The sequence below is a fragment of the Streptomyces sp. NPDC043738 genome, assembly GCF_056436545.1.
Map to the genome: position 1 here is coordinate 1 of NZ_JBWKCJ010000041.1, position 25,701 is coordinate 25,701.

The 25,701-nt window shown below is 73.3% G+C and carries 20 protein-coding genes; 8 read left to right on the plus strand and 12 right to left on the minus strand.

Annotated elements, in window-relative coordinates; translation table 11 throughout:
* Window positions 1-116: 116 nt before the first annotated feature.
* Window positions 117-1,235, plus strand: a complete 1,119-nt coding sequence (locus tag AC0680_RS34585; protein WP_478636846.1) for a C40 family peptidase — start codon at window positions 117-119, stop codon at window positions 1,233-1,235.
* 55 nt (window positions 1,236-1,290) lie between these two features.
* Here the strand turns inward: AC0680_RS34585 and AC0680_RS34590 are convergent, their stop codons facing one another.
* The 4 genes from AC0680_RS34590 to AC0680_RS34605 form a co-directional block, all read right to left on the minus strand.
* Entirely contained in the window at window positions 1,291-2,415 is a 1,125-nt protein-coding gene (locus AC0680_RS34590) for an alpha/beta hydrolase (protein ID WP_478636848.1), read from the minus strand.
* Between the two features lie 238 nt (window positions 2,416-2,653).
* Entirely contained in the window at window positions 2,654-3,367 is a 714-nt protein-coding gene (locus AC0680_RS34595; RefSeq protein WP_478636849.1) for a LuxR C-terminal-related transcriptional regulator, read from the minus strand.
* A 131-nt stretch (window positions 3,368-3,498) separates the two neighbouring features.
* The gene (locus AC0680_RS34600; protein WP_478636851.1) at window positions 3,499-4,797 is read right to left on the minus strand and encodes a PspC domain-containing protein; all 1,299 of its coding nucleotides are present in this window, start codon (window positions 4,795-4,797) and stop codon (window positions 3,499-3,501) included.
* Between the two features lie 110 nt (window positions 4,798-4,907).
* Window positions 4,908-6,677: a serine/threonine-protein kinase gene (locus tag AC0680_RS34605; protein WP_478636853.1), complete on the minus strand. Its 1,770-nt coding sequence runs from the start codon at window positions 6,675-6,677 to the stop codon at window positions 4,908-4,910.
* 250 nt (window positions 6,678-6,927) lie between these two features.
* Between AC0680_RS34605 and AC0680_RS34610 the strand changes: the two genes are divergently transcribed.
* The 3 genes from AC0680_RS34610 (at window position 6,928) to AC0680_RS34620 (ending at window position 9,169) form a co-directional block, all read left to right on the plus strand.
* The gene (locus AC0680_RS34610; protein ID WP_478636855.1) at window positions 6,928-8,400 is read left to right on the plus strand and encodes a PspC domain-containing protein; all 1,473 of its coding nucleotides are present in this window, start codon (window positions 6,928-6,930) and stop codon (window positions 8,398-8,400) included.
* Window positions 8,400-8,621: a hypothetical protein gene (locus tag AC0680_RS34615; RefSeq protein WP_478636857.1), complete on the plus strand. Its 222-nt coding sequence runs from the start codon at window positions 8,400-8,402 to the stop codon at window positions 8,619-8,621. Before AC0680_RS34610 ends, AC0680_RS34615 begins: the two co-directional genes overlap by 1 nt.
* 89 nt (window positions 8,622-8,710) lie before the next feature.
* Window positions 8,711-9,169, plus strand: a complete 459-nt coding sequence (locus AC0680_RS34620; protein WP_478636859.1) for a GNAT family N-acetyltransferase — start codon at window positions 8,711-8,713, stop codon at window positions 9,167-9,169.
* Here the strand turns inward: AC0680_RS34620 and AC0680_RS34625 are convergent.
* From AC0680_RS34625 to AC0680_RS34635, 3 genes are all read right to left on the minus strand, one after another.
* Window positions 9,170-10,062, minus strand: a protein-coding gene (locus tag AC0680_RS34625; protein ID WP_478636861.1) for an IS5 family transposase whose coding sequence is annotated in 2 segments (ribosomal slippage) — window positions 9,170-9,708 and window positions 9,708-10,062 — 894 coding nt in all. Because the reading frame shifts where the segments join, the coding sequence is not laid out codon by codon here. It abuts the gene before it with no gap.
* A 73-nt stretch (window positions 10,063-10,135) separates the two neighbouring features.
* Entirely contained in the window at window positions 10,136-10,681 is a 546-nt protein-coding gene (locus AC0680_RS34630) for a TQO small subunit DoxD (RefSeq protein ID WP_478636863.1), read from the minus strand.
* Window positions 10,682-10,999: 318 nt separating this feature from the next.
* On the minus strand, window positions 11,000-12,298 hold the full coding sequence (locus AC0680_RS34635; protein WP_478636865.1) for a hypothetical protein: 1,299 nt from the start codon (window positions 12,296-12,298) through the stop codon (window positions 11,000-11,002).
* 973 nt (window positions 12,299-13,271) lie between these two features.
* On the opposite strand from AC0680_RS34635, the gene AC0680_RS34640 reads away from it, so the two are divergent.
* Window positions 13,272-14,030: a bestrophin-like domain gene (locus AC0680_RS34640; protein WP_478636867.1), complete on the plus strand. Its 759-nt coding sequence runs from the start codon at window positions 13,272-13,274 to the stop codon at window positions 14,028-14,030.
* Between the two features lie 122 nt (window positions 14,031-14,152).
* On the opposite strand, the gene AC0680_RS34645 is transcribed toward AC0680_RS34640, so the two are convergent.
* Entirely contained in the window at window positions 14,153-14,938 is a 786-nt protein-coding gene (locus AC0680_RS34645; protein WP_468981890.1) for a class II aldolase/adducin family protein, read from the minus strand.
* Between the two features lie 168 nt (window positions 14,939-15,106).
* Here AC0680_RS34645 and AC0680_RS34650 point away from each other — a divergent pair, with 168 nt between their 5' ends.
* Entirely contained in the window at window positions 15,107-15,580 is a 474-nt protein-coding gene (locus AC0680_RS34650) for an SRPBCC family protein (RefSeq protein WP_478636869.1), read from the plus strand.
* 151 nt (window positions 15,581-15,731) lie between these two features.
* On the opposite strand, the gene guaA is transcribed toward AC0680_RS34650, so the two are convergent.
* A complete protein-coding gene (guaA, locus tag AC0680_RS34655; RefSeq protein WP_478636871.1) occupies window positions 15,732-17,318 on the minus strand; it encodes a glutamine-hydrolyzing GMP synthase in 1,587 nt (528 codons plus the stop codon).
* Window positions 17,319-17,569: 251 nt separating this feature from the next.
* On the opposite strand from guaA, the gene AC0680_RS34660 reads away from it, so the two are divergent.
* Both AC0680_RS34660 and AC0680_RS34665 read left to right on the plus strand, forming a co-directional pair.
* Window positions 17,570-17,875 (plus strand): chorismate mutase, encoded by a 306-nt coding sequence (locus tag AC0680_RS34660; RefSeq protein WP_468981882.1) that lies wholly within the window; start codon window positions 17,570-17,572, stop codon window positions 17,873-17,875.
* Window positions 17,876-18,891: 1,016 nt separating this feature from the next.
* On the plus strand, window positions 18,892-19,956 hold the full coding sequence (locus AC0680_RS34665; protein ID WP_478636873.1) for an LAETG motif-containing sortase-dependent surface protein: 1,065 nt from the start codon (window positions 18,892-18,894) through the stop codon (window positions 19,954-19,956).
* 72 nt (window positions 19,957-20,028) lie between these two features.
* Here the strand turns inward: AC0680_RS34665 and AC0680_RS34670 are convergent, their stop codons facing one another.
* The 3 genes from AC0680_RS34670 to AC0680_RS34680 form a co-directional block, all read right to left on the minus strand.
* Entirely contained in the window at window positions 20,029-21,855 is a 1,827-nt protein-coding gene (locus tag AC0680_RS34670) for a GMC oxidoreductase (protein ID WP_478636875.1), read from the minus strand.
* An 89-nt stretch (window positions 21,856-21,944) separates the two neighbouring features.
* A complete protein-coding gene (locus AC0680_RS34675; RefSeq protein WP_478636876.1) occupies window positions 21,945-23,642 on the minus strand; it encodes a succinic semialdehyde dehydrogenase in 1,698 nt (565 codons plus the stop codon).
* Between the two features lie 164 nt (window positions 23,643-23,806).
* Window positions 23,807-25,660, minus strand: a complete 1,854-nt coding sequence (locus AC0680_RS34680) for a serine/threonine-protein kinase (protein WP_478636878.1) — start codon at window positions 25,658-25,660, stop codon at window positions 23,807-23,809.
* Window positions 25,661-25,701: the final 41 nt, after the last annotated feature.

Genomic DNA, 25,701 nt, shown 5'->3' on the forward strand with positions numbered 1-25,701 from the left:
TCCCCCCCCCCGGTGCCCCTCCCCCTCCCCCCCCCCCCCCCCCCCTTCTTCCCCCCCCCCCCCCCCCCCCCCCCCCCCCCCCCCCCCCCCCCCCCCCACGGCCCGAAGGGAAGGAAGTGACGGCCACCGTGGCCTCGCACCGCAAGCCCAGGCAGCATCCGCTCGCCGCGCTCACGGGCGGTTCGCGCAGCGCGCGCACCGTCCGTACGGCCGCCACCCTCGCCCTCGCGGGCGCCGCCACCGCCACCGCCTTCGACGGCACCGGCCAGGCGGCCCCCTCCCCCACCCCCGACCAGGTCAAGGACCGGGTCGACGCGCTGTACCAGGAGGCAGAGGTGGCCACACAGAGCTACAACGGCGCCAAGGAAGCCGCCGACACCGCACGCGAGGAGCTGAGCAGACTGCAGGACGAGGCCGCCCGCCGGACCCGGAAGCTGAACACCGCCCGCGCGGAACTGGGCGCCGTGGCCGCGTCCCAGTACCGCTCCGGCGGTATGGACCCGACCGTCTCGCTGCTGCTCTCCGAGGACCCGCAGCGCTATCTGGACGGCGCCGCGGTGCTGGAGCGCGCGGGCAGTCATCAGGCGGCCGCGGTGGCCGGTTACGCGCGCCGGCTCGGCAGCGTGCGGCAGGTCCGGCAGCGGGCCGAGGACACCGCGCAGCGGCTGGTGTCCACCGAGACCAGGCTGAAGAAGCACCGGGTCACCATCGTCCGCAAACTGGACGCCGCCGAGCAGTTGCTGGACCGGCTGACCGCGGAGCAGCGGCGCCGGATGGCGGGCGCGGACGGCTCCCGGGGCGGCGGCCGCGCGGACCGGGGAACGGGCCGCGGTGACGGCCTGCTCGGCGGGATCCCGGCCGGCTCGGCGGCCGCGCCGGCCCCCGACTCCCGGGCCGCCCGCGCCGTCTCCTTCGCCTACTCCGCCCTCGGCAAACCGTACGTCTGGGGCGCCACGGGCCCCTCCGCCTACGACTGCTCGGGCCTGACCCAGGCCGCCTGGGAGTCCGGCGGCGTCTCGCTCCCGCGCACCACCTACACCCAGATCAACTCCGGCCCCCGCGTCGACCGCTCCCAACTCGCCCCCGGCGACCTGGTGTTCTTCTACACCGGCATCAGCCATGTGGGCCTGTACATCGGCGACGGCAAGATGATCCACGCGCCCCATCCGGGCGCCCCGGTACGCATCGCGCCGATCGACCAGATGCCGTTCGCGGGGGCCACCCGGCCGGCGTAGGGCCGCCGGGCCGGCGCGGGGAAGCCGGGCCGGCCCGGGGTCTCCGGTGGAGGGGTCAGGGCTTCAGCTGGGTGCCCAGCCACCGGAAGATCTCCGGCACCTGCTGGCGCCAGACCGCCGTGGTGTGGCCACCCGCGTTCGCCGCGATCTGCCGCACGGTCACCGTGGTCGGCAGCTTCGCCAGCTGGCGCAGGCCGATGCCCGCCTGGTAGCCGTCGCCCGCGGCGCCCGAGACGTACAGCGCCGTACGGGGCGGCCGGCCGGCGGCGTTGGCGGACTTCAGGAGGTGGATCGGGTTCGACGTGATCCGCAGCTGGGGGTCCTTGCCGGCCAGGGAGTCGGGCTCCAGGGCCGGGTCGTTGTAGCCGGACATCGCGATCGCGGCGCGGTAGCGGTCGGGGTGGGCCAGGGCGAGCTTGGTGGCGCAGTGGGCGCCCGCCGAGTAGCCGGCCAGGGCCCAGGAGTCGGGCTTGTCGCCCACCCGGAAGTTGTCGACGACCATCTTGCGGACGTCGACGGTCAGCCAGCTGTCGGCGTTGACCTTGCCGGGGATGTTGACGCAGCCGGTGTCGGCGCCGGTGAGGAGGTTGGTGCGCGGCGCGACCAGGATGAACGGCTTGACCTCGCCGCGCTGCATCAGCGGCCTGAGCTGCTCGGCCACGTGCAGGGACCCGAACCAGGCCTTCGACGAGCCGGGGTAGCCGGGCAGCAGCTCGACCACCGGGAACTTGGTGTTCTTGTAGGCGGGGTCGTCGTACTGCGGCGGCAGCCATACGTACACCTCGCCCCGCACGCCCGAGATGCGGCCCTCGAGGTCGGTCATCTGCACGCCCGCCCCCATCCGCGGGTCGTCGCCCGGGCGGAACCGCTGGAGCTGCTTGGGCTCGTTCTTGATCTGCTTGCCGCCCATGCCGTCGGGGCCGAGGTCCTTGGCGACCGCGACATGGCTGTCGGTGCCGAGCAGATCGCCCCAGGTGTCGTAGAGGTTGTTGGCGTTGTTGACCAGGACGAAGACCAGGGTGATGGCCGTGACCTGGGCGAACACCAGCATCAGCAGCCGGGCGAGGCCGCGTACCAGGGCCGGCCCGGCTATTCGGCCCCACAGGGCGAGCGGCAGCACGACGGCGACGATCAGCAGCGCGACCGAGGTGAGGAAGAAGGGCGTGCCCGTCAGGCTCATCGGGATCTCGCTTCCAGGACGACTTACGCGAAGGACGTGGGGATGGTTCGGGCCCCGCCTTCGGCAGTGAGCCTCTCCGCGCCCTTAGATGGCGATCCGCGTGGTCCTGGTTGCCCGGCTTAGGTCCTTCTTTACCCCTTCCCGCACGCCTGCGCCTGCGCCCCGTATGTCCTGGGCCCTCGCCGTGCGGCCGCCGGCGGCCTGACCCCCGCCACCGGCCAAGCCGCAGGTCAGGGCGTCAGACCAGGCGCCGGGCCGCCGCCCAGCGGGTCAGCTCATGGCGGTTGGACAGCTGCAGCTTGCGCAGGACCGCCGAGACATGCGACTCGACGGTCTTCACCGAGATGAACAGCTGCTTGCCGACCTCCTTGTACGCATAGCCGCGGGCGATCAGCCGCAGGACCTCGCGCTCACGCTGGGTGAGGCGGTCCAGGTCCTCGTCGATCGGCGGGGCGTCGGTCGAGGCGAAGGCGTCCAGCACGAAGCCGGCCAGCCGCGGGGAGAAGACCGCGTCGCCGTCGGCCACCCGGAAGATCGCGTTGACCAGGTCCGTGCCCGTGATCGTCTTGGTGACATAGCCGCGGGCACCGCCGCGGATGACGCCGATGACGTCCTCGGCCGCGTCGGAGACGGAGAGCGCGAGGAAGCGGACCGGGCGCTCGGCGTCGGCCGACATCGCGGCGCAGCGGCGCAGCACCTCGACGCCGCCGCCACCGGGGAGGTGGACGTCCAGGAGGACGACCTCGGGGCGGGTGGCGGTGATGACCGTGATCGCCTGGTCGACGTCGGCGGCCTCGCCGACCACCTCGACGCCGGTGCGCTCGGTCTCGCCGATCTCGGCCTGGACGCCCGTACGGAACATCCGGTGGTCGTCGACGAGTACGACCCGTACAGTCCGGCCCTCGGCCGCCTCGCCGCCGGTCCCGCCCTGCTGTGCGTCCTCGCTGGTCATGTCTTCCGCCCGTCCGTTGGTGTCTGCCCCGTCATCATCCCGCGCCCCGGCCGGCGCCGCCGCAACCGGCCGCGGCCCGCCCGGCTCCGCCGGCGGCCGGCCGGGCCCCTGGCGCGGCCCGGTCGTCCCCGTCATCCCTCACGCTCCGTCGCGGCGCGCTCCATCTCCAGCTCGACGACCGTGCCGCCCTCGGGGGCGGAGCGCAGCCGGGCCGTGCCGCCGTTGCGCTCCATCCGGCCGATGATGGACTCCCGCACGCCCATGCGGTCGGCGGGGACCGCGTCCAGATCGAAGCCGGGGCCGCGGTCGCGCACCGAGACGAAGACCGTACGGCCCTCGACCTCGGCGAACACCTGCACCGCACCGCCCTCGCCGCCGTACTTGGCGGCGTTGACCATCGCCTCGCGTGCGGCCTGCATCTGGGCGCCCAGCGCGTCGTCCAGCGGGCAGTCGCCGACGACCACGACCTCGATGGGGACGCCGTGGTCGTCCTCCACCTCGGCGGCGGCCTTGCGGACCGCCTCCGCCAGGGTGGCCGGCTCCTCGTCCTCCTCCTTGCCGCGGCCCTCGGGTTTGTAGAGCCAGGCGCGCAGTTCGCGCTCCTGGGCGCGGGCCAGGCGCGCCACCTCCCTGGGATCGTCGGCGTTGCGCTGGATCAGGGTGAGGGTGTGCAGGACGGAGTCATGGACATGGGCGGCCACCTCGGCGCGCTCCTGGGCGCGGATTCGCATCAGTCGCTCCTCGGAGAGCTCCTGCATCATCCGTACGAGATAGGGGCCCGCCAGCAGCGCGATGCCGACGACGACGGCGAGCGCCGCCTGCAGCACCGAGCCCAGGTGCCGCACCGAGCCCTGCAGCACGACGATGCCCGTCACCCCGACGCCGACCAGCAGCACCCCGGCCGCGCCGCGCAGCACCGGCAGCAGGGCCTTGCGGCGGCCGAGCTCCAGCCACTGGGCGCGGCGGGCGTTGTCCGCCTGGCGCCACACCAGGGCGACACCGGCGCCGATCAGCAGCACCGGCCACAGATAGCCGTTGGCCTGGCCGAGCTGGAACCTGGAGGCGATGACGGCGGCGCCGATCAGCAGCGCGATCAGCGCGAAGACCTGGCCCTTGTCGGGCTTGTGCCGCAGCAGCCGGCGCTTCTCGTCGCCCGGGGCGTGGGGGCGGTGTTCCACCCCGCCGACGCCCAGCGGGACGAAGAACCAGAACGCGGCGTAGAGCAGGGCGCCCATGCCGTCGGCCATGAACAGCGCCACGAACACCACCCGCACCCAGGAGACCGGCAGCCCCAGATGCCCCGCCAGACCGCGCGCGACACCGCCGAGCAGCCGCCCGTCGGCGCTGCGGTAGAGCTTGCGCACGGGTGGGTCGTCGGGGTCCGGCGCCGGGGCGTAGGCCGTCTCGGCGCGGGGTGGTGCGGTGGTCATGTGCCCGATCGTCACACGCCGCGGCGGCCCGCGGCATCAGGGGCGACCCTGAACCCGTCCCTGACGTTTCACGGAGCGGGTCGGGGCAGGTCGGGGCGGCCCGCAGCGGGTCAGCTCTGCGGGTCGCTCCTGCGGAAACCGTCCTTCACGGCCGAGAAGACCCTCTCGTACTTCGCCCAGTCGGCATCCGGTGCGGACACGTAGATCGCGTACTCCTTGCCGCCCTCGCGGCCGAAGCCGAGGTCGATGCCGCGGAAGGTGCGGGCCCGGCCCCCGAAGGTGAACTCCCAGATCGCGGCGGGATCGCCCTGGAAGACGGTGTCCTGCATCCGCAGCCGGGAGTACACGGGGTACTGCTGCTTGAAGGCGGCCTCGACGGCCTTGAAGTGCTGCACCTGATCCGCGGAGGAGAAGTCCAGGACGCTGAGGGTGAGCTGGGCGCGCTCGGCCTCGGAGGCGTAGACGATCTGCCGGCCGCCGTCGTTGACCTTCCGCTTCCAGTCGCCGGGCACCGGGAAACTGACGCCGAGCGCGGACTCGGTGACCTTGCGGTAGCCGTCGGGCAGGGGCGGCGGCGGTCCGATGCTGTTGTCCGGGACGCTCGGCTGCACCGGCGCGCCCTTGTCGCCCGCCTCCTTGGACGGGCCGGAGTCGTCGCGGTGCAGCACGAACCAGGCCGTGCTCGCGCCACCGCCGACCGCGAGTACGCCCACGACGCTCCAGGCGACGACGCGGGCGCCGCGCCGCTTTCGGGGTCTCACGCCGCCGGACAGCCACTCCGTACGGCCGTCGTCGGACCGCCCGACGATGCCGCCGTCCGGGACGGCCACCGGCCCGGTCACGGCGCCGCCGGCACCTGCGTCCTGCCCCTGGGCCGTACGGGCCACGGCTCGGCCGTCCGAAGGGGCCGCACCGCCGGTGGGCCGCACCGGACGTGTCGGTGCCTCCGTCCGCGGGTCCGTCGCGGCCCGCCCCGCGTCGTCGCGGCCGACCGTCCCCAGCGCGAGCGTCGGCCAGCCCATCAGGGCCGTCTCCACGTCGCCCTCGGCGGCCCGCAGCGCCTGTTCGACGACCTCGGCCGTCGGACGGTCCGTCGGCTCCTTGGCGAGCAGCGCCTCGATCAGCGGGGTCAGCGTGCCGCCGTTGCGCGGCGGTTCGAACGGGTCCATGGCGATCGCGTACGCCGTCTCGACCGCGGTGTTCTTCCGGAACGGGGGCCGCCCCTCGACCGCCTGATAGAGCGTCGCCCCCAGCGCCCATAGGTCCGAGGCGGGGCCCGGTGTGCCGCCCTTGACCCGCTCGGGCGCCAAGTAGTCGATGGAGCCGACCAGCTCGCCGGTCTTGGTGAGCGTCGAGGTGCCGGTGGCGACCGCGATGCCGAAGTCGGTGAGCACGACCCGGCCGTCTTCACCGAGCAGCACGTTGCCCGGCTTGACGTCACGGTGCAGCACACCGGCGGAGTGTGCGGCACGCAGCGCCGCGATCATGCCGCGCCCGATCCGCGCGGCCTCGCGCGGCGTGACCGAACCCCCGTCCCGGGCGGCCTCCTTGATGGCGTCGCCCAGCGTGGTGGAGGGGACGTACTCCATGACGATGCAGGGCGAGCCGGCGTCGTCCACGACGTCGTGCACCCCCACCACGTTGGGGTGGTTGATGCGGGCCGCGGCCTGCGCCTCCCGGGTGGTGCGTTCATGGCGGGTCGCCAGCTCGTCGGGCTCCAACTGCGGCGAGACGTGCAGACGCTTGACCGCGACCTGGCGCCCGAGGACTTCGTCCCGGGCCCGCCAGACGGTGCCCATACCGCCCTGGCCTATCCGTTCAACCAGGCGATACCGCCCGGCGACCAGTCGCCCCTCGTCCACCGACGCCGCCTCCGCCACCGCACGCCCCTCCGGAAACCCGTACGTATCCAGGGCGCAACGATAGTCTCCGACGTCGGCGAACAGCCCTCCGGCCACCGCGCGTCCGCAGCTGTCTTCCGTCCGGCGCCGGGCGCCCGGGGCATATGCGAACCCGCGAGGGGTTTCGGGACCCCCCTGGGGCATGTCGGGGGTGCCGGCGGCGGATCTCAGGGATCCGCCAGGGTTCCCACGGATGCCGGAGCCGCGGCGATCTTGTCACCATGGCTCCATGAACGAAGCAGCCCCCGCCGCGGAGCCGGCGCCCCCCGGCCCCGCCGACCCCACCCCGCCGGTCGCCCCGCTGCGCCGCAGCCGGCGACACAAGGTCATCGGCGGCGTGTGCGGCGGGCTGGGGCGGCAGTGGGACCTCGACCCGGTGATCTTCCGGATCGTGCTCGCCGTGCTCGCCGTCGGCGGCCTCGGGCTGATCGCCTACGGCTTCGCCTGGCTGCTCATCCCCCTCGACGGCGAGGACGAGAACGAGGGGCGCCGGCTGCTCTCAGGCCGTGTCGAGGGCTCGGCGCTGACCGCCCTGCTCTTCGCGCTGGTCGGCTGCGGGCTGTTTCTGACGACCCTCGCCAAGGGCAGCATGATGTCCTTCGCCATCATGCTGACGCTGGCCGTGGCCGGCTCCGCCTACTGGTCCCGACGGCGCCGCCAGGCGCAGGCCCAGGGCCCGGAGTCGATGGACGCCGCCACGGCCCAGGCGGTCGCCGACGCCCCGCCGGAGACCACCGCGCCCCCCACGCCCACCAGCCCCTCGTGGTGGCGCGCCCCGCACGCCAAGGACACGGCCGGCCAGGGCTATCTGTGGGGCCCCGAGCACACCCCCCTCCCTCTCGACATCAGCTACCGCGGTGCGCACGGCGCCGCCGCGCCCACCGCGCCGCACCGGCAGGGCGCCTGGTCGGGTGCGGGCCGCCCGCCCGGCCCGGCCGTGCCACCGCACGGCGCCCACCCCATCGGCTCGCCGCTCGGGACGCGCCGCAACGGCCGCCCGATCGGCGGCTGGACGTTCCTTCTCGCGCTGGGCGCGGGGGCCGTCACCGCCCTGTCCGTCTCCCGGCACGAGACCCTCGCACCGTCACTCCAGGCGGGACTGGCCGCCGCACTGGTCGTCTTGGGCCTGGGGCTCGCCCTCAGCGCCTGGCTCGGCCGCACGGGTGGCGGCACGGTGTTCCTGGTGGTCGTGACGGCCGTGCTGCTGGCGGGCGCGACGGCGCTGCCCGACAACATCACCGCCGACTGGCAGCGCCGCACCTGGACCCCCACCACCCTCGCCGCCGTCAGCCCGCACTACGAAGTCGGCTCCGGCGAGGGCCTGCTGGACCTGTCGGAGCTGCCCCTCAAGGACGGCCGTACGGTCCGCACCAGCGCGGAAGTGGGCGCCGGCCGGCTCCAGGTGACGCTGCCGCGGGGCGTCACGACCCGCCTCCGTATCTCGCTCGGCCTCGGCGACATCCAGCTGCCCGGCGAATCGCCCCATGACGTGGACCTCTCCGCGGGCGGCGAGGAGCGGACCATCACCCTGCCCGCCGACGGCCTCAAGAAGGGCGAGAAGCCGCGCGGCACCCTCGACCTCGACCTCGACCTCGGGGCCGGCCAGGTCGCCGTCCAACGCCCCGCCCCGGCCCCCACCCAGCCGACCGCGCCGACCGCACCCGACGAGCCGACCGCCCCCACCCGCCAGGGAGCCCCCTGATGATGCGCCACCCCTTCGAGCCGGGCCGCCTGATCTCCGGCCTCACGGCCCTCACCCTCGGCACCGCATACGGCCTCGACGCCCTCGGCATATGGCACGCACCCGGCCCCTGGCTCTTCCTCGCCCTCCCCGCGGGCCTGCTCCTCGCCGGCATCACCGCCGCCCTCTGGGCGACGGCCCGCCGCCGCACCCGCCCCGCCGACGGGCCGGAAGCACCCTAGGGCCTGTCTGACAATTGATCAGACAGCCGAGTTGCGCAGCCAGGGCATCAACGAGAGCGGGAAAATCTTGGCGCGGTAGCCTGGCGATCATGGGGGACTGGGAGATTCGGCTGGCTTCGATGGCGGACGTCGAGCCGGTGGCCGAGCTGCGGGCCGTGGTGCTGCGGGCGGATCTGGAGCGGCTCGGGCGGTACGACGAGCAGCGAGTGCGGCAGCGGCTGCGGGACGGGTTCACTCCGGCGCACACCTGGGTGATCGAGGTAGGTGGTCTGTTCGCCGGCTGTGTGTCGCTGCGGCCCGCCGAGGACGCCCACTGGCTGGAGCACTTTTACCTGGCTCCCCACCTGCAGGGCAGCGGCATCGGTACTGCCGTGCTGCGTGGGCTGCTGGAGCGGTGTGACCGCGAGGGCACCCTGATCCGGTTGAACGTGCTGCAAGGAAGTCGGGCCCGGCGGCTGTACGAGCGGCACGGATTCACATGCGAGTCCGAAGATCCGGTGGACGTGTTCATGGTGCGCGAGCCAGCGTTGGCCGTGCGGGACAAATGATCATCGAGCCGGTTCGCGGAGCCAGAGGATCAAGGAGGCCAGGACGAGTCCGGCGCGGTAGCGGACGGCGAGCTTGTCGAACCTCGTGGCGATGGCACGGAACTGCTTCAGACGGGCGAAGCACCGTTCCACCACGTTGCGGTCGCGATAGACGGTTCTGTCGAAGGCGGGTGGCCGGCCGCCGAGGGTTCCGCGTCGTCGTCCGCGGTTTGCGGCTTGGTCGCGGCGCTCAGGGATCGTGGCGGCGATGCCCCGGCGCCGCAGCAGGTGGCGGATAGCCCTGCTGGAGTAGGCCCTGTCACCGAGCACGCGCTCTGGTGTCGTGCGCGGCCGGCCGGTTACGGCACGCGGGACGCGGATCCCGTCGAGGACCTGACCGAACGCCGTGGCGTCGTTGACATTGCCGGGCGTGAGCACAATCGACAGTGGCAAGCCCCGGCCGTCGACGGCCAGATGGACTTTGGTGGTCATCCCGCCCCGGGACCGCCCGAGGGCCTGGCCCGCCTGCGACCAGCCAGGATCTTCCAGTTCGTCCCCGTCCGCGACCCCCTTTTGCGGGCACCGGCCGCGTGCTGATGGGCGCGGTTGATCGTGGAGTCGCCCGCGACGGTCCACTCCACCCGCCCCACCGCGTCGTCGCGGACCTGGACATGCTCCAGCAGCTTTGCCCAAGTCCCGTCCGCCTCCCAGCGGGCAAACCTCTCGTAGACCGTCTGCCACGGCCCGTACCCCTCAGACAGGTCACGCCACGGAGCCCCGGTCCGCAACCGCCACAGCACCCCATTGACCACCTGCCGGTGATCACGCCACGGACGGCCACGCCCATCCACACGCGGCAGCAGGTGCTCTATTCGCTCCCACGCCGCGTCCGTCAACTCACCTCGACCTGCCACAAGATCAATTATCAGACAAGCCCTAGGAGGTGGCCGCGGAGTCCCGCCCGACCCGTCGGACAGGCGGCCGGCCCTAGCCGAACAGCTGCGCCCCGTGCCGCTTACGGCGGTTCTCCCACGCCGCGTCCAGGGAGAACCTCGGCGTGCCGGCCAGCAGGAGGGGGAGCCAGGCCATCAGATAGGCGAGGTCGCTGCCGTAGTAGTACGGCGTGGTCGACCAGCTCACGGTGAGCCAGAGCGTCAAGGAGATCAGCGCGCCGCCGAACGCCGCCAGCCGCCCCAGCAGTCCCGCGAGCGTACCCAGGCCCACCGCCAGTTCACCGGCGGCGATGGCGTATCCGAAGACCACCGGGCTCTTCTGCGCGAGCTCGACCAGCTGCGGAAGCGCCGCCGCGTCGTGGACCTGGTCCAGCAGCGCGCCGAGCGACCCCTCGCCCCCGGCCGCCAGGAACGCCGGGTCCATGAGCTTGTCCACCCCCGCGTAGACGAAGGTGACGCCCAGAAAGACGCGCAGCGGCAGCAGCGCATGACGCGCCAGCCGCGCGCGCAGCCCGGCGCCGACCCCTTCGACACCCGCTCCTGCCAAGTCGGCACCGACCGTGCGATGTGCATGCACCATGACGTCCGCCTCTCCGTTACCGCCGGGAGCAGACGATTGTGCCCGCGCCCGCGCCTCACGGGGAGATACGTACGGATGACCGCGAGAGGTTCAACCAACCGATGCACTTCGGGCGACGGAAGCACACAGAATCGCCACGCACGGCTCACACATGGCCCCCACACGGCCTCCCGTACGGCCCCGCACGACGACTGCCGACCGACGGCTGACGGCCGACGCCGATCCGCCGACGGCCACGGCTCACCGCTCACGACCCACAGCCCACAGCCGACTGTGGACCCGCCCCTCCGTGGACCCTCCTCTCTGCGGACCCGCCCCTCAGTCCAGGACGTCGAGCGGAAAGCCGTTCGACTCCACTCCCGCCGCCGTGATCACCCGGACCTGCACCCGGCCCGGTTCCACATCGACCGGTACCGGAACCGTCAGCACCCCGTCCGTCGGGTTGGCGAAACCGCCCGGCACCGGCACCAGCGGGACCGGGACATGGACCCCGCCGATCCGCACGACGGTGCGGGCGAGCCGGTCGGGCGTCGTGGCGCCCGGGGGGACGAAGCCGGCGCCGCGGATCTCGATGTCGTCGCCGGTACGGACGGGCGCCGCGAGGTCGCCGAGCTCACGGGAGCGGACGACCGAGAGGATCACCGGACGGCCGCCGGCCACCAGCTTCCCCATGAGATACGTCGCCCCGGAGAGGGCCACCAGGACCACCAGGGCCCAGGGCAGCCGCGGCAGCTGCCCGGGCCGGTCGGCCAGCCGCACCAGCGCGAGCACCGCCACCGCCGCGTTGACCAGGACGTACTGCACGTCCAGGAAGCTGCCCCGCCCCGCGTCGTCGGTCAGCAGATCACCGACGCGCGGCCGCTCCGCGGGGACCTTCTGCAGCCGCCCCGAGCGCACCCGCGCGGCGACCACCCCGTACGCCAGCACGGCCACCCCGCACCCGAGGGCGAGCGCCGCCAGCAGCGCTCCGCAGCGGTCCAGTGCCAAGCCCTGGAGCAGGCGGCGCCGCTCGCCCGGGGCCGCGGCGGCCAGGCGTACGGCCGCCGTCGCCACGGCGTAGAGCACCACGCCCGCCCACCCCGCGGCGACCGTCCGCGAGGTCGACAGCCGGCCGTCCTCGCCGATCAGCGGTGCCAGCGCCCCGCCGTGCGCACCGTGCCGCAGGGCCGCCAGCGTCAGCCCCAGCGCCAGGACGACGGCCGCGACCAGCCCCGCCGTACGGCCCGCCGTCCAGCTGCCGCCGATGGCGGTCAGCGCCTGCCCGAGCAGCAGGGCCACCACCGCGCTCCAGACCACCAGCAGGGTCCGCCACCGTACGGCGGCCAGCCAGCTGACCCCCTCGGCAGCGCCGCGCCTTGCCAACTCCCTCGCGGAGAGGGTCAGTTCGTCGGACACCCACTGCCGGGCCGCACCGGCGGAGCGCGCGAGCCCGGACGGCACGCCGCGTCCGGCGGCGAAGTCCTCGCGCAGCGCGACGAACGCGGCGACCGCCCGCTGGTGCCCCTCACGGGCGCCGTGCGGGCACCGCCCGCAGCGGCACTCACCGCCGTCGGCGCGCTCCGCGCCACCCTCCGGCCCGCCCGCTCCGGCCGTCCTGCCCGCCGTCTCAACCGACACGTCCGCTACCGCCCTGCCACCGCTCGCCACCAACTTGCCGCATGTGAAGGGGAATTGTGCCTCATACGGCCGGGGTGGACACCAAACGTCCAGCTGGCGGCGGGGGGCGGGGCGCATCGGCGCGTTGACGCCCGGCGGGTATCCGCACACCTGACCGCCTGCCGACCGCACAAACCCGGTGCTTCCCCCGTTCGGGCGAACCGGGGCACGGCGACGGCTGAGCCGCCCACGCCCGGCGCAAGCTCTCGCCGTGTGCCAAATACACGGATCTCAGGGTCCGCACCAGGGACAGCACCGCCGCGCCGAACGGCGCCGCGGACGGGGCCGACTCGGCGGCACCGCCCGCCGAAGGGCCGGGCTCCCGGCCGCCACCCCCCTCGTCGCGTGCTCCGCCCTCCTCGCCCTCCTCTCGTTCCTCCTCCTGACCGGGCTCACCGCGCTCTTCGCGGCCGCACCACCGGCGACCGCCCATGACCGGCAGCCCCGGCGGCCCACCGGCGACAACTGCGCCTTCGCCGGGACCGCGCCACCCGTGGACGTACCGACCGGCTTTCCCATGCCGCACGGCTGGCACTTCCCGTGCACCGAGGCGACCCACCCACCGAAACCCACGCCCACGCCCACGCCCAAACCCACGCCCACCCCCCGTCAGCGCTCTCCCAGACCGGCGCCACCGCCGCCCGCGCCGCCACCGCGGCCGACACCGTCACCGCCCCCACCACCACCGCCCCCGCCCCGCGCCCGCCCCGCTCCGCCGCCGCCCGCGCCCAAGCTCCTTCGCGGTCCGGCGCCGTCCGCGCCCGCGCTGCCCCGCAGCTATGCGCGCACGTCCCGCCCCCCGCGCGAAGGGCGCTCCATCGTGACCACGACCCTGCTGGTCACCGCCCCGGCCGTGCTGGCCGGCGCCGCCCTCCGTCCCCGTTCGAGCTCCTCGTCCGGTTCCGCCGGACGCCGTTCCTCGTAGGAGGTCCCCATGTCGCAATGGCTGGTGCTGGGCATCGCCATGGCCGCGGTCTGCGGCGTCGTACTGATCATCACCGTCCTCAAGGAGCGCCGGATCGCCGAGGACGACGATCCGACCGAGACACCCGATGTGATCGAGTACCTGACGATGATGGTGGGGGTGGTGTACGCGATCGTGCTGGGCCTGGCCATCGCCGGCGTCTGGGAGGCCAGGAGCGCGGCCGAGGACACCGTACGGACCGAGGCGCAGGCCCTGCACGAGGTCAGCGCGCGGGCCCGGGCCTACCCCGGGCCGGTGCGGGACCGGATCCGCTCGGACGTCGACGCCTATGTGTCCCATGTCGTGCACAAGGAGTGGCCGGTCATGTCCGATCAGGGGCAGCTGACCGAGCGCGGCACCGAGCTGCTGACGAAGGTGCGGGCCGATGTCACCGACTACCACCCGGCCAACGACTTCGAAGGGCAGTCCTACCAGCCGCTCGTCGACCAGGTCGCGGTGGCCGACGGGGCGCGTTCCGCCCGCGCGGACGCCGCCGACTCCACGCTGCCGGGGGTGGTGTGGTTCGGCCTGGTGATCGGCGGCGCCATCTCCATCGGGGTGATGTTCACCCTGCAGATCCGGCGCTCGGGGCGGGAGTTGCTGATGGCGGCGCTCTTCAGCGCGCTGATCGCCTTCCTGCTGTTCCTCGTCTGGGACTTCGACTCACCGTTCAGCCGGGGCATCTCCGCGAGCGCCGAACCGTTCTTGGACCTCTTCCCCCATCTGTGACCGCTCCCCTCTTCCGGCCGTTCCGCGGGGCACCGGCCCGCCCCGCGGAACGGGCGGGCCGGGCCGGGCCCCAGCAGCGTCCGGCTGGTCGAAGGGTTCCGGTCCGGTCACCGGGATCCGGTTCAGTCGAACAGATCCGGTTCGCTGCGCACGATCTGCTGGTAGAGCGGCTGGTAGTTGATCCAGGCCACCAGGTCGTTGCCCAGCTGCTCGCGGGTGTGGACGGCGTTGTGGTGCTCGATCGGGACGGGCTTGCCGGCGGCCTTCGCCGTCAGCTGGACCTGGCACGAGCGCTCCATCGTGATGAACCACCACGCCGCCGCGTCCACCGAGTCGCCGACCGTCAGCAGCCCGTGGTTGCGCAGGATCACGGCCTTGTGCGGCCCGAGGGCGGTCGCGATCCGGCGGCCCTCCTCCTCGTCGACCACCACGCCCGTGTAGTCGTCGAAGAGCGCGTGGTCCTCGTAGAAGGCGCAGACGTCCTGGGTGATCGGCTCCAGCAGCTCGCCGAGCGCGGACAGCGCCCTGCCGTACGTGGAGTGGCTGTGGGCCGCGGCGACCACGTCGGGGCGGGCCTGGTGGACCTGCGAATGGATCGCGAACGCGGCCTGGTTGACGTGGTGGCGGCCCTCGACGACCTTGCCCTCCGCGTTCACCAGGATCAGGTCGCCGACCGTGATGAGCTTGAACGACATCCCGAACGGGTTGACCCAGAAGCAGTCGGTGAACTCCGGGTCGCGCGCGGTGATATGGCCCGCGACGCCCTCTTCGAATCCGAAGCGCCCGAAGAGCCGCAGCGCCGCCACGAGGCGCTCCTTGCGGTGGCGCCGTTCGGCCTCGACGGTCCCGTGCGTCGGCGGCATGGCGAAGTGCAGCTGGTCGGTGGGTATGGGGGTGGGCTCGGGCATCACGGTTCTCCTCCTGGCACATGCGGCTCTTGGTGCGCGATGCGGAAGCTACCCTCCGGTACCGCAGGTAACCAGGGCCGCGGCGGGCCCGGTTGGCGGCCGGCGGCATCATGAGAGCAGCACGTACCGCAGCATTGAGCACCGGGAACGGCACCAGAGGGGCGCGCCATGAGGGCGATATCGGTCAGCCAGGACATCAACGCCACACCGCAGCAGATCTTCGCCGTCCTCAGGGACCCGGCACGCCATGCCGAGCTGGACGGTTCGGGCATGCTGCGCGGCCGGCCCGAGGGCCCCTCGCCGCTGGGTCCCGGCGACCGGTTCAGCATGGGGATGGTGCAGGGGCGGATCGCGTACCGGTCGGTGAACGCCGTGGTGGAGTACGACCAGGACCGGCTGATCGCCTGGGAGACCTGGGGCGAGCTCCGCGGCCGCCGGCTGGTCGGCGGACAGCGCTGGCGCTACGAGCTGACGCCGTCGGAGGACGCCGCGTCCGGGGGCGCCACCCGGGTCACCCACACCTACGACTGGTCCCGCGCCCGCCTCCCCCGCCTCGTCGTCGAGCTGCCCGGCTACCCGCGGCGGATGGGCCCGGCGATGGCCAGGACACTGGAGCGGCTGGCGGCGGCCGTACGGGACTGAGCCGACGCACCCACGGGACGCGAGGGGGCGGTCCGGGCGGCGTCGACGTACCCGTGGGAACGACGACGCCGCCGCTCGGATGATCGAGCGGCGGCGGGATCGGCGACCCGGCGGAGATCAGCGGTGGATCACCGGGAGGTCACAGGGGAGGTCACTCCCACTCGATGGTGCCCGGCGGCTTGCTGGTCACGTCCAGCACCACGCGGTTGACGTCCGGGACCTCGTTGGTGATGCGGGTGGAGATGCGGGCCAGGACCTCGTAGGGCATACGGGTCCAGTCCGCGGTCATGGCGTCCTCGGAGGAGACCGGGCGCAGCACGATCGGGTGGCCGTACGTGCGGCCGTCGCCCTGAACGCCGACCGAGCGGACGTCGGCGAGCAGGACCACCGGGCACTGCCAGATCTCGCGGTCCAGGCCGGCCGCGGTCAGCTCCTCGCGGGCGATGGCGTCGGCCTCGCGCAGCAGGTCCAGGCGGTCCCTGGTGACCTCGCCGACGATGCGGATGCCCAGGCCGGGGCCGGGGAACGGCTGGCGGTGGACGATCTCGTCGGGCAGGCCGAGCTCGGTGCCGACCATCCGGACCTCGTCCTTGAACAGCTTGCGCAGCGGCTCGACGAGCTCGAACTCGATGTCGTCGGGGAGCCCGCCGACGTTGTGGTGCGACTTGATGTTGGCGGTGCCCGCGCCGCCGCCGGACTCGACGATGTCCGGGTAGAGCGTGCCCTGGACCAGGAACGCGACTTCCTCGCCCTCGGCGCCGGCCTCGGCGACCAGCTCGGCCTGGGCCTGCTCGAAGACCCGGATGAACTCCCGGCCGATGATCTTCCGCTTCTGCTCGGGCTCGCTGACCCCGGCCAGCGCGTTCAAGAAGCGCTCCTCGGCCTCGACGACCTTCAGCTGGACGCCGGTGGCGGCCACGAAGTCCTTCTCGACCTGTTCGGACTCGCCCTTGCGCATCAGGCCGTGGTCGACGTAGACGCAGGTCAGCTGGTCGCCGATGGCCTTCTGGACGAGGGCGGCGGCGACCGCGGAGTCCACGCCGCCGGACAGCCCGCAGATCGCGCGCTTGGTGCCGACCTGCGCACGGATCGCGGCGACCTGCTCCTCGACCACGCTGTGGGTGGTCCAGTTCGGCTCGATGCCCGCGCCGCGGTAGAGGAAGTGCTCCAGGACCTGCTGGCCGTGCGTGGAGTGCATCACCTCGGGGTGGTACTGGACGCCGTAGAGCCGCTTCTCGTCGTTCTCGAAGGCGGCGACCGGCACCACGTCCGTGGACGCGGTGACCGTGAAGCCCTCGGGGGCGGCGGAGCAGGCGTCGCCGTGGGACATCCACACCGACTGCTCGGCGGGGGTGCCCTCGAAGAGGGTGGAGGCCGTGCGGGAGACGGTCAGCGGGGTACGGCCGTACTCACGGGCGCCGGTGTTGTCGACGGTGCCGCCGAGGGTGGTGGCCATGAGCTGGAAGCCGTAGCACATGCCGAAGACCGGCACGCCGGCCTCGAAGAGCGCACGGTCGAGGGAGGGGGCGTCTTCGGCGTAGACCGAGGACGGGCCGCCGGAGAGGATGATCGCCTTGGGGTTCTTGGCGAGCATCTCGGCCACCGGCATGGTGGACGGCACGATCTCGCTGTAGACCCGGGCCTCACGGACGCGGCGGGCAATGAGCTGGGCGTACTGTGCGCCGAAGTCGACTACGAGGACGACGTCCGGGGCAGCGGCAGGGGGCGCTGTGGGCACTTCGGCGGCCTTCCGGCGGTGTGGAGCGGGGTTGGACTTTCGATTCTAACGGGCTCATACTGAGCGCCATGTCCAAGCAGCTGACCTTCGTCTTTACCTATGGCACCGGCCCGTCCGGCTGCCATGGTCGTGCTGCTTGATCCACTGACGAGCAAACTTCCCAGGCGCCCCGGGCCGACAAGGTCCGGGGCGTCTGCGTCTGTCCGGACCGGTCGTCGGCCCCGGGGCCACTCACCCCAGGAGACACGGACATGAGCCCCCAGACCGCCGCCACCGCCCCCGCCGCCCCCGACACCGGTGCGCGCACCCCCGAGGCGGCCGGGATCATCACCGACGCCCGGCGCCGGATCGACGACCTCGACGGCCGGATCATCGGCCTCGTGCAGGAGCGCATGGCCGTCTCGGCCGTCATCCAGCGCGAGCGGATCACCTCCGGCGGGCGGCGGGTGAACCTCACCCGCGAGATGGAGATCCTCGCCCACTACCGCGATCAGCTCGGCAAGCCGGGCACGGCGCTGGCGATGACCCTGCTGGAGCTGTCCCGGGGCCAGATCTGAGGTGCGCCGGCCGGGGGCGCGCCGGGCCGGGTGCGCCCGCTCCGGGGGGGGGGCCGGCGCCAGGGCCGCTCCGGGCGGCCCGGTGGCCGGTTCACGCCGTCGGCTCCGTGGCCGGTTCACGCCGTCGGTCCAGGTGGCCGGTTTTGATCGGTGTTCGGTAGGTTTCGGCGGGCGAGTGGAGTATGGGCGGGCGCATGGCAAGGGAGCGCGCGCCCGGCGCAGCTGCCGGATCTGAGTTCGGTTGCCGACTCACCCGTACGGCGCGTGACCGGCCGCCGCGGGGCTTCGTTGTTCCCGGTGCCACGCCAGCCAGGCGCGGCCTGCAGGACTACGCGTAGACGCCGCCCCACGGGCGGAAGACCGGAACGATGAGACACCGGCCGCTTGCCGCGGTCCGCGTCGTGGGACCTCGTTCCGGAGCCGTGGCCGGTCAGCAGGGGACAGCAGCCCGGTCACATCCGATGGGGTGGTCGGTCCTGGGGACGCCCGGGACCGACCGCATCCGGTCGAAACGGTTGCGCCAGGTGAGGCGTATCCAGGACGATGCTTGACGAACGACCTACCGCTCCCGGTAAGTACGGACCTGTGCACCGCCACTGGTCCGACCACCGGGGACGCGCACCATCAAGCACCACTTATGAGCCAGCGGCGCTACCCCCCCCCCCAGCGCCGCCCGTCGGTGCCGGCGCTGCCCTGACGCCGGCACCGAAAGCCAAGGGCCCCGTGGCCGTCCGCACCCCCCTCGCGGATGGTATCCGGGGCCCTTCGCTATGCGGGCGCGGGCAGGGCGCGCGAGTGCCGCCGGGCCGGCCCGTGCGGCGGCTGTGTGTTTCCTGTGAGACGGCTGTGAGACATGTGATCGGCGTCACGGCGAAAATCTCGTTCAAGCGAACAACCTTTTTTGGCCATGGCCGGTCATGTACGTGCAATCGCACGGCCATCCCGCGCCCCACCGCGACGGCCCGCCACCAACTTGTGCCCATCGAGGGCACTTTGGACCCCGAGAGGTCTTCTCGATGAAGCTTCGCCGTGCCTTGACGGCCGCCGCCACGACGGCTGTCATAGCCCCCGCCGCCCTGATGGCGGCCCCCGCCGCGTTCGCGACCGGTGCCGACACCGAGACCAGCGTGAGCGCCGAGCCGACACCGGGCGGCTCGGACCAGCCCGAGGCCCCCACCACGCAGCCGGAGACCCCGGCCGCCGGCGAGGAGACCGCGCCGAGCGAGGACACCACGACCGGCGACGGCACCGAGACCGGTACGGAGACCGGCACCGGCGACGAGGTCGAGCCGACCGCCCCGGCCAGCCCGAGCGGCGACACCAAGCCCACCGGCTCCCCCGAGCCGTCCACCTCGGCCAAGCCCACCGCCAAGCCGACCGAGGACCCCGACGAGGACCCGACCTGCGCCAAGCAGTCGGAGGAGACCGCGATCAGCACCGAGCTGCGCGGCCTGCCCAGCAAGGTCGTGGCCGGCTCCGGCTGGAAGAACTTCACCTTCCGGGCCACCAACACCTCCGACAAGGCGATGAAGTCGGTCGACGCGTATGTCGCGCTGGGCGCCATCAGCACCGACACCATCGACGACGTCTCCAAGCTGCTGACCGTGCAGTGGTACGACGAGGACTCGCGCACCTGGGAGTCCATCACCGACGAGGACGGCTACTTCGCCTCCGTCGAGGGCCTCAAGCCCGGTGAGTACGCCGACGCCAAGCTGCGCCTGAAGGTCGACGCCAAGACCCCGGGCAGCTACGGCTTCGCGTTCACCATCGGCGCGTACCACAACGAGGACGACGTCTGCGGCTTCTCGGACGTCTCGCAGTACGACTTCGACGTCCTGGTCGCGGGCAGCAAGCCGGGCAGCGTGCCGCCGGCCAAGAGCAAGCCGGGCAAGCACGAGGGCAACAAGCCCGCCCCGCAGGGCGACCTGAAGGACCTCCCGGTCACCGGCAAGCTCGCCGAGACCGGCTCCTCCTCCGCCCTGCCGACCATCGCCCTGGTCGGCGGGGTCGCCATGGCCGTCGGCGCGGGCGCGGTCTTCGCCGTCCGCCGTCGCAAGACCTCCGGCGCCGCGGCCGCGTAAGCAGCGGCGGTAGCGGACGCGAGGGGCCGCACCCGGCGATCGGGTGCGGCCCCTCGTCGTCGGCGGCGTCGCTCACGTCGGGGACTTCTTCGGCGGCACCGCGGGCACGGCCAGGAACGGCAGGTCCAGCGCGCCGAAGGCCTTGGCGGGAACGGCGGGGCGGAGCGGCTCGACGGGGGCCAGCCGCTGGTAGGCCCGGCCCGGCGCGGGGCGCGGGTCCGCCTCGCCCTTGTTGGGCCACAGGGACATCGCGCGTTCGGCCTGCGCGGTGATGGTCAGGGACGGGTTGACACCGAGGTTGGCGGAGACCGCCGCGCCGTCGACGACCGAGATGCCCGGATGGCCGTAGAGGCGGTGGTAGGGGTCGATGACGCCGGAGTCCGCCGAGTCGCCGATCGGGCAGCCGCCGAGGAAGTGCGCGGTGAGCGGGGTGCCCATCAGCTCCCCGACGTTGGAGCCCGCGAAGCCGTTGATCTCCTCGGCCAGCAGCGTCGCGGCCCGGGTGGCCTCGGGTATCTGGTTGGGGTTCGGGGCGCCGTGCCCCTGGCGCGCGGTGAGCAGGCCCTTGCCCAGGCCCTTCGGCTTCCGGTACGTCGTCAGGGAGTTGTCCAGGGACTGCATCACCAGGCCGATGATGGTCCGCTCCGACCAGCGGCGGTTGGACAGCGAGCGCAGCGCGAGGACGGGGTGGCGGGCCATGTTGCCCAGCCAGCCCGCGACCCGCCCGGCGGGCCGGTAGGGGACCTGGAGGATCGTCAGTCCCCCCATCGAGTTGGAGCCCTTGCCGTAGCGGACCGGCTCGATGTGGGTGTTGTCGTCGGGGTGGATCGACGAGGTGATCGCCACGCCCCGGGTGAAGTCGGCCTTCGCCGCGCCGTGCCGCCGCCGGTAGCGGCGGTCGTCGGTCTGCGCGCCCACCAGCGCCTCGGAGTTGGTGCGGGTGAGCGCGCCGAGCCGGCTCGAGAGGTACGGCAGCAGCCCGCTGTCCTTCATGCGGTGCAGCAGGGTCTGCGTGCCGTAGGTGCCGGCCGCGAGGACGACCCGGCGGGCGGTGAGCGTCTTCGCCGCGCCCTTCTTCTTGTTGTCCGTCGGCAGCGTCTTGACGGCGAAGCCGCCACGGGAGTCCTCGGTGACGGCGACGACCGAGGTCATCGGGTGGATGACGGCCCCGGCCCGCTCGGCGAGGTAGAGGTAGTTCTCGTTGAGGGTGTTCTTCGCGCCGTGCCGGCAGCCCGTCATGCACTCGCCGCACTCGGTGCACGCCCTGCGGGACGGACCGGCGCCGCCGAAGTAGGGGTCGGCGACCTCCGCGCCGGGCTCGGCCCTCGCCTCCCCCGTCGCGTCCCGGCCGTCCCCGAAGAACACCCCGACCGGCGCCATGTGGAAGGAGTCGCCGACGCCCATCGCCTGCGCGGTCGCCTTCAGATGGACGTCGGACGGCGTCATCGTCGGGTTGAGCCGCACGCCCAGCATCCGCTGGGCCTGGTCGTAGTACGGCTTCAGCTCCGCCTGCCAGTCGGTGATGCCCTTCCACTGGGGGTCGTCGAAGAACGCCTTCGGCGGGACGTAGAGGGTGTTGGCGTAGTTGAGCGAACCGCCGCCGACCCCGGCGCCCGCCAGGACCATCACCTTGCCCAGGAGGTGGATGCGCTGGATGCCGTACAGGCCGAGCGCCGGCGCCCACAGGTACTTCTTCAGGTCCCAGGAGTTCTTCGGAAGCGTCTCGCGGGTGAAGCGGCGGCCGGCCTCCAGGACGCCGACCCGGTAGCCCTTCTCGGTCAGCCGCAGGGCCGACACCGAACCGCCGAAGCCGGAGCCGACGACGAGCACGTCGTAGTCGTAGCCGTCGGACGCCTCGGACGCCTTGCTCTCGTTCCGGGCAGAGTTCTCCTGGGGCACTGGCTCTCCCTGCAAGTCGATGGGGGAACCTCCCGCCCGACCGGGCGGAGCCGAGGGTGCGGGAGGGTGGCTGGGCTACCGCGGGCCGTTCACCTCAGGCGCAGCGCCTTCATCGCGCGCAGGCTGCGGGTCATGAACCGGGCGTACTTCTCGTCGGTCATCCCGAAGGACGGCGCCAGCGGCATCAGCCTCTGGTGGGCGACGGTCTGGGCCTCGGTGTACTTGAGGATGCCCTCGGACCCGTGGCGCCGGCCCAGGCCGGAGTCGCCCATGCCGCCCATCGGGGACTGGACGCTGCCGTAGCCGGCGGCGTACGACTCGTTGACGTTGACCGTGCCGGTGCGCAGCCGGGCGGCGACCGCGCGGCCGCGCCGGCCGTCCTTGGACCAGACGCTGGAATTGAGGCCGTACGGCGTGGCGTTGGCGAGCGCCACCGCCTCGTCCTCGTCGCTGAAGCGGTAGACGGAGACGACCGGGCCGAAGGTCTCCTCGCCGCAGACGGCCATCGGGGCCTGGACGCCGTCGAGGATGGTCGGCTCGTAGAAGAGCGGGCCGATGTCGGGGCGGGGGCGGCCGCCGGCGACCAGCACGGCGCCCTTGGCGACGGCCTCCTCGACATGGCGGGTGACGGTCTCCAGCTGGCGCTCACCGACCAGCGAGCCCATGTCGGCGCCGTACGCCAGGGAGTTGCCCAGCCGCATCGCCTTGGTGCGGGCGGCGAAGCGCTCCAGGAAGTCGTCGGCGACGGACTCGTGGACGTACAGGCGCTCGATGGAGATGCACAGCTGGCCGGCGGAGGAGAAGCAGCCGCGCACGGCGCCGGCGGCGGCCTTGTCCACATCGGCGTCCTTCAGCACCAGCATGGCGTTCTTGCCGCCGAGTTCGAGGGAGACGCCGACCAGGCGGGCGGCGGCGCCCTGGGCGACCTCGCGGCCGGTCCGGGTCGAGCCGGTGAACGACACGTAGTCGGCGTGCTCGACGACGGCGGGGCCGACCACCGGGCCCTCGCCGATCACGACCTGCCAGACGTCCTCCGGCAGCCCGGCCTCGATGAGCTGCTCACGGGCCCACAGCGCGGTCAGCGCGGTCTCCGTGTCGGGCTTCATCACCACGGCGTTGCCCGCGACGAAGGCCGGCAGGGCGTCGCCGACGGAGAGTTCGAAGGGGTAGTTCCAGGGGGCTATCTGCCCGACGACGCCGCGGGGCTGGCGGAGTTCGGTGACCTTGGTGAGGGTCGGTACGACTCCGGTGTGGCCCTTGGGCCTGAGGTAGGCGGGGCCCTTGCGGCCGTAGTGGCGGGCGGCGACGGCGACCGCCTGCACCTCCTCGTGGGCGTGCAGCCGCGCCTTGCCGGTCTCCAGCTGGATCAGGTCGAGCACCTCGGCCTGGCGGCGCAGCACCAGGTCGTGGAAGCGCAGCAGGACCGCGGCGCGCTGCTTGAGGGGGACCTTGGCCCAGCGCTCCTGGGCGGCGCGGGCGCGCTCGAAGGCGGTGGCGACGTCCTCGGGGGTGGACTCGGGCAGGTCGGCCAGCTTCTCGCCGGTGAACGGGGTGTGGTTGGCCGTGCGCCCGCTGCCGACCACCGCGCGGGTGAGCCGGGCGGCGACCTCGGGGGTGACCACGTCCGCGGCGGTGCGGGCGCCGGCCGGAGCCGGCGCGACGGGGTTGCCTCCCCCGCCGGCGGTGGGAGCTTCGGCGGGTGCCCCGACGGCGGCGGAGATGGGGGTCCCTCCCGCGCGAGCGGAGCCGAGCGCGGGGGATGTTCCGGTGTCCTGCGAGTCCGTCATGCGGGCGAGCGTATTCCTCCTCGGACGCTTTGTGTACCCGGCAGTAATAGGTTTTCACGCGGCGCCCACAATCGCGCCAGTGTTTGCTGGCCACAAGGGCGCTGGTCTGGGACGACCGGGAGCCTCGGCATCGCGTCCGCAGCCGGCGGGACCTTTTGCGCCCTCTAGGCTCCGGTCAGCCGGAACGCGTCGATCGCGGTGTCGAAGTGGCGTTTGGCCTCCGTGCGCGAGGCGACCGGCGAGGAGATCCAGACGTCGATCATCTTCCCGCCCTCGTCCCAGCTGAGGTCGTAGGTGTAGCGCGAGCCGCCGTCCGCCGCGCTGCCGTCCCAGACGAACTCCCACAGCCCGGCCTGCAGGCCGTTGTGGGTGGTCTCGGTGACCTGGCCCTGGCGGTAGCCGCGGTAGTCGGCGGGGCCCCGCGCGTCCGCCGTGCGCATCGCGCCGATCGGCCCCTGCGGCACCCGCCGCTGGAGCTGGACGCCGATCCGGAACCGCTTGCCCTGGGAGTAGTAGTAGACCCGGTCGTTCTCGTAGGAGCGGGTGAAGCCGTCCGGGACGGCGAGCGCGAAGCCGACCGGGTCGCGGACCAGGCTGTATCCGGCGGGGATCCGCTCGGCGGTGCCGGACGAGGGCGCGGAGGTGACCGGGGCGGTGGGCCTCGGCGTGCCGGGCTTCTTCGTGGGCTCGTCGTGCGAGGCCTGCTGGGAGTGGCCGGGGCGGCCGGCCCGGCCACCGCCGTCGTCGTCGGTGCCGGCCTGGTTCATCAGCAGGGCCGTGATGCCCGCGCCGGCGCCGCCGATCACCACCACCGCGAGCGCGAGGAGCAGCGCGGTGCGGGTGCGTCCGGTGTGCGGGCGGGCGGCGGCGGCCAGCGCCCGCTCGTCGAGCGCGTCGCGGATCGGCATGCCCGGCGTGCGGCCGCCCGTACGGCCGGCGGGCGGTCCGGCACCGGCCGGCGTACGGCCCGGGCCGGAACCGGGCGAGGAGCGGGGCGTCGCACCGAGGCCCAGGGGATCCTCACTGGGCGGGTGCTGGCCGGCGAGCCCGCCGTCGGGGCCGTCGTAGGAGGCGGCGTGCGCTCCCGGTCCGGGCGGCGGGGCCGCGAGGGGGCCGGCGGCCACGGCCCCGGGGCCGCGACCGGGCCCGAAGCCCCCCAGTCCGCCCGCCCCGCGTCCGGGGACGCGGCCCGACTGCAGATAGCCGCGCAGCAGCTGCTCCGTCTCGGCCACGCCCAGCCGGCGCTCCGGATCGCGCTCCAGCAGGCCGCCGACGACGGTCTGCAACGGGCGGGCGGATTCGGGGAGTTCGATCTCGTCGTACACGACGGCGTGCAGTACCCCGCCCAGCGAGTCGCGCTGGAAGGGCGACTGGCCGCTGAGGGCGGCGCACAGCAGCACACCGAGCGACCACAGGTCGGCCTCGGGGCCGGCGCCGCGCCCGGCCATCCGCTCCGGCGCGGTGTACTCGGGCGAGCCGACGAAGCCGCCCGCGTCGGTCAGCGTGGCGACGCCGGGAACCTGGGCGATGCCGAAGTCGGTGAGCACCACCCGGCCGCTGCCCGACTCCATCAGGACGTTGGCGGGCTTGATGTCGCGGTGCAGCACCCCGCGGGTGTGCGCGGCGCGCAGCGCACCCAGCAGCGCCACGGCGATCCGCGCCGCCTCACGCGGGGCGACCGGTCCGCCGCTGTGCAACCGGTCGGCCAGCGACGCGCCCTCCACCAGCTCCATCACGATCCACGGCCGGCCGTCCTGCTCGACGACGTCATGGACGACGATCACATTGGGGTGCTTGATCTGGGCGACGGTCCGGGCCTCACGCATCGCCCGCTCGCGCTGCACCCGGGCCTCGGGCCCGTCCGTCTCCTCGTCCAAGTGCAGTTCTTTGACCGCGACTTGACGCCCGAGCAATTCGTCGGTGGCCCGCCAGACCGTGCCCATGCCGCCGCGGCCCAGCCGTATTCCCAGGCGGTACCGGCCACCGATCAGTCGGCCCTCGCCCCCGAAGATCCCCATGGCTCCATCTTGCCGCACCGCCACCCGCCCCAGGGGGGCGG

Bases quoted from the DNA above. Each gene is read 5' to 3' on its own strand.
- AC0680_RS34620 (WP_478636859.1), top strand. From the start codon at position 8,711: ATGGGGGACTGGGAGATTCGGCTGGCTTCGATGGCGGACGTCGAGCCG.
- AC0680_RS34665 (WP_478636873.1), top strand. From the start codon at position 18,892: ATGAAGCTTCGCCGTGCCTTGACGGCCGCCGCCACGACGGCTGTCATA.
- AC0680_RS34680 (WP_478636878.1), bottom strand. From the start codon at position 25,660: ATGGGGATCTTCGGGGGCGAGGGCCGACTGATCGGTGGCCGGTACCGC.
- AC0680_RS34650 (WP_478636869.1), top strand. From the start codon at position 15,107: ATGAGGGCGATATCGGTCAGCCAGGACATCAACGCCACACCGCAGCAG.
- AC0680_RS34645 (WP_468981890.1), bottom strand. From the start codon at position 14,938: ATGCCCGAGCCCACCCCCATACCCACCGACCAGCTGCACTTCGCCATG.
- AC0680_RS34675 (WP_478636876.1), bottom strand. From the start codon at position 23,642: ATGACGGACTCGCAGGACACCGGAACATCCCCCGCGCTCGGCTCCGCT.
- AC0680_RS34610 (WP_478636855.1), top strand. From the start codon at position 6,928: ATGAACGAAGCAGCCCCCGCCGCGGAGCCGGCGCCCCCCGGCCCCGCC.
- AC0680_RS34640 (WP_478636867.1), top strand. From the start codon at position 13,272: ATGTCGCAATGGCTGGTGCTGGGCATCGCCATGGCCGCGGTCTGCGGC.
- AC0680_RS34630 (WP_478636863.1), bottom strand. From the start codon at position 10,681: ATGGTGCATGCACATCGCACGGTCGGTGCCGACTTGGCAGGAGCGGGT.
- AC0680_RS34595 (WP_478636849.1), bottom strand. From the start codon at position 3,367: ATGACCAGCGAGGACGCACAGCAGGGCGGGACCGGCGGCGAGGCGGCC.
- AC0680_RS34600 (WP_478636851.1), bottom strand. From the start codon at position 4,797: ATGACCACCGCACCACCCCGCGCCGAGACGGCCTACGCCCCGGCGCCG.
- AC0680_RS34590 (WP_478636848.1), bottom strand. From the start codon at position 2,415: ATGAGCCTGACGGGCACGCCCTTCTTCCTCACCTCGGTCGCGCTGCTG.
- AC0680_RS34615 (WP_478636857.1), top strand. From the start codon at position 8,400: ATGATGCGCCACCCCTTCGAGCCGGGCCGCCTGATCTCCGGCCTCACG.
- AC0680_RS34660 (WP_468981882.1), top strand. From the start codon at position 17,570: ATGAGCCCCCAGACCGCCGCCACCGCCCCCGCCGCCCCCGACACCGGT.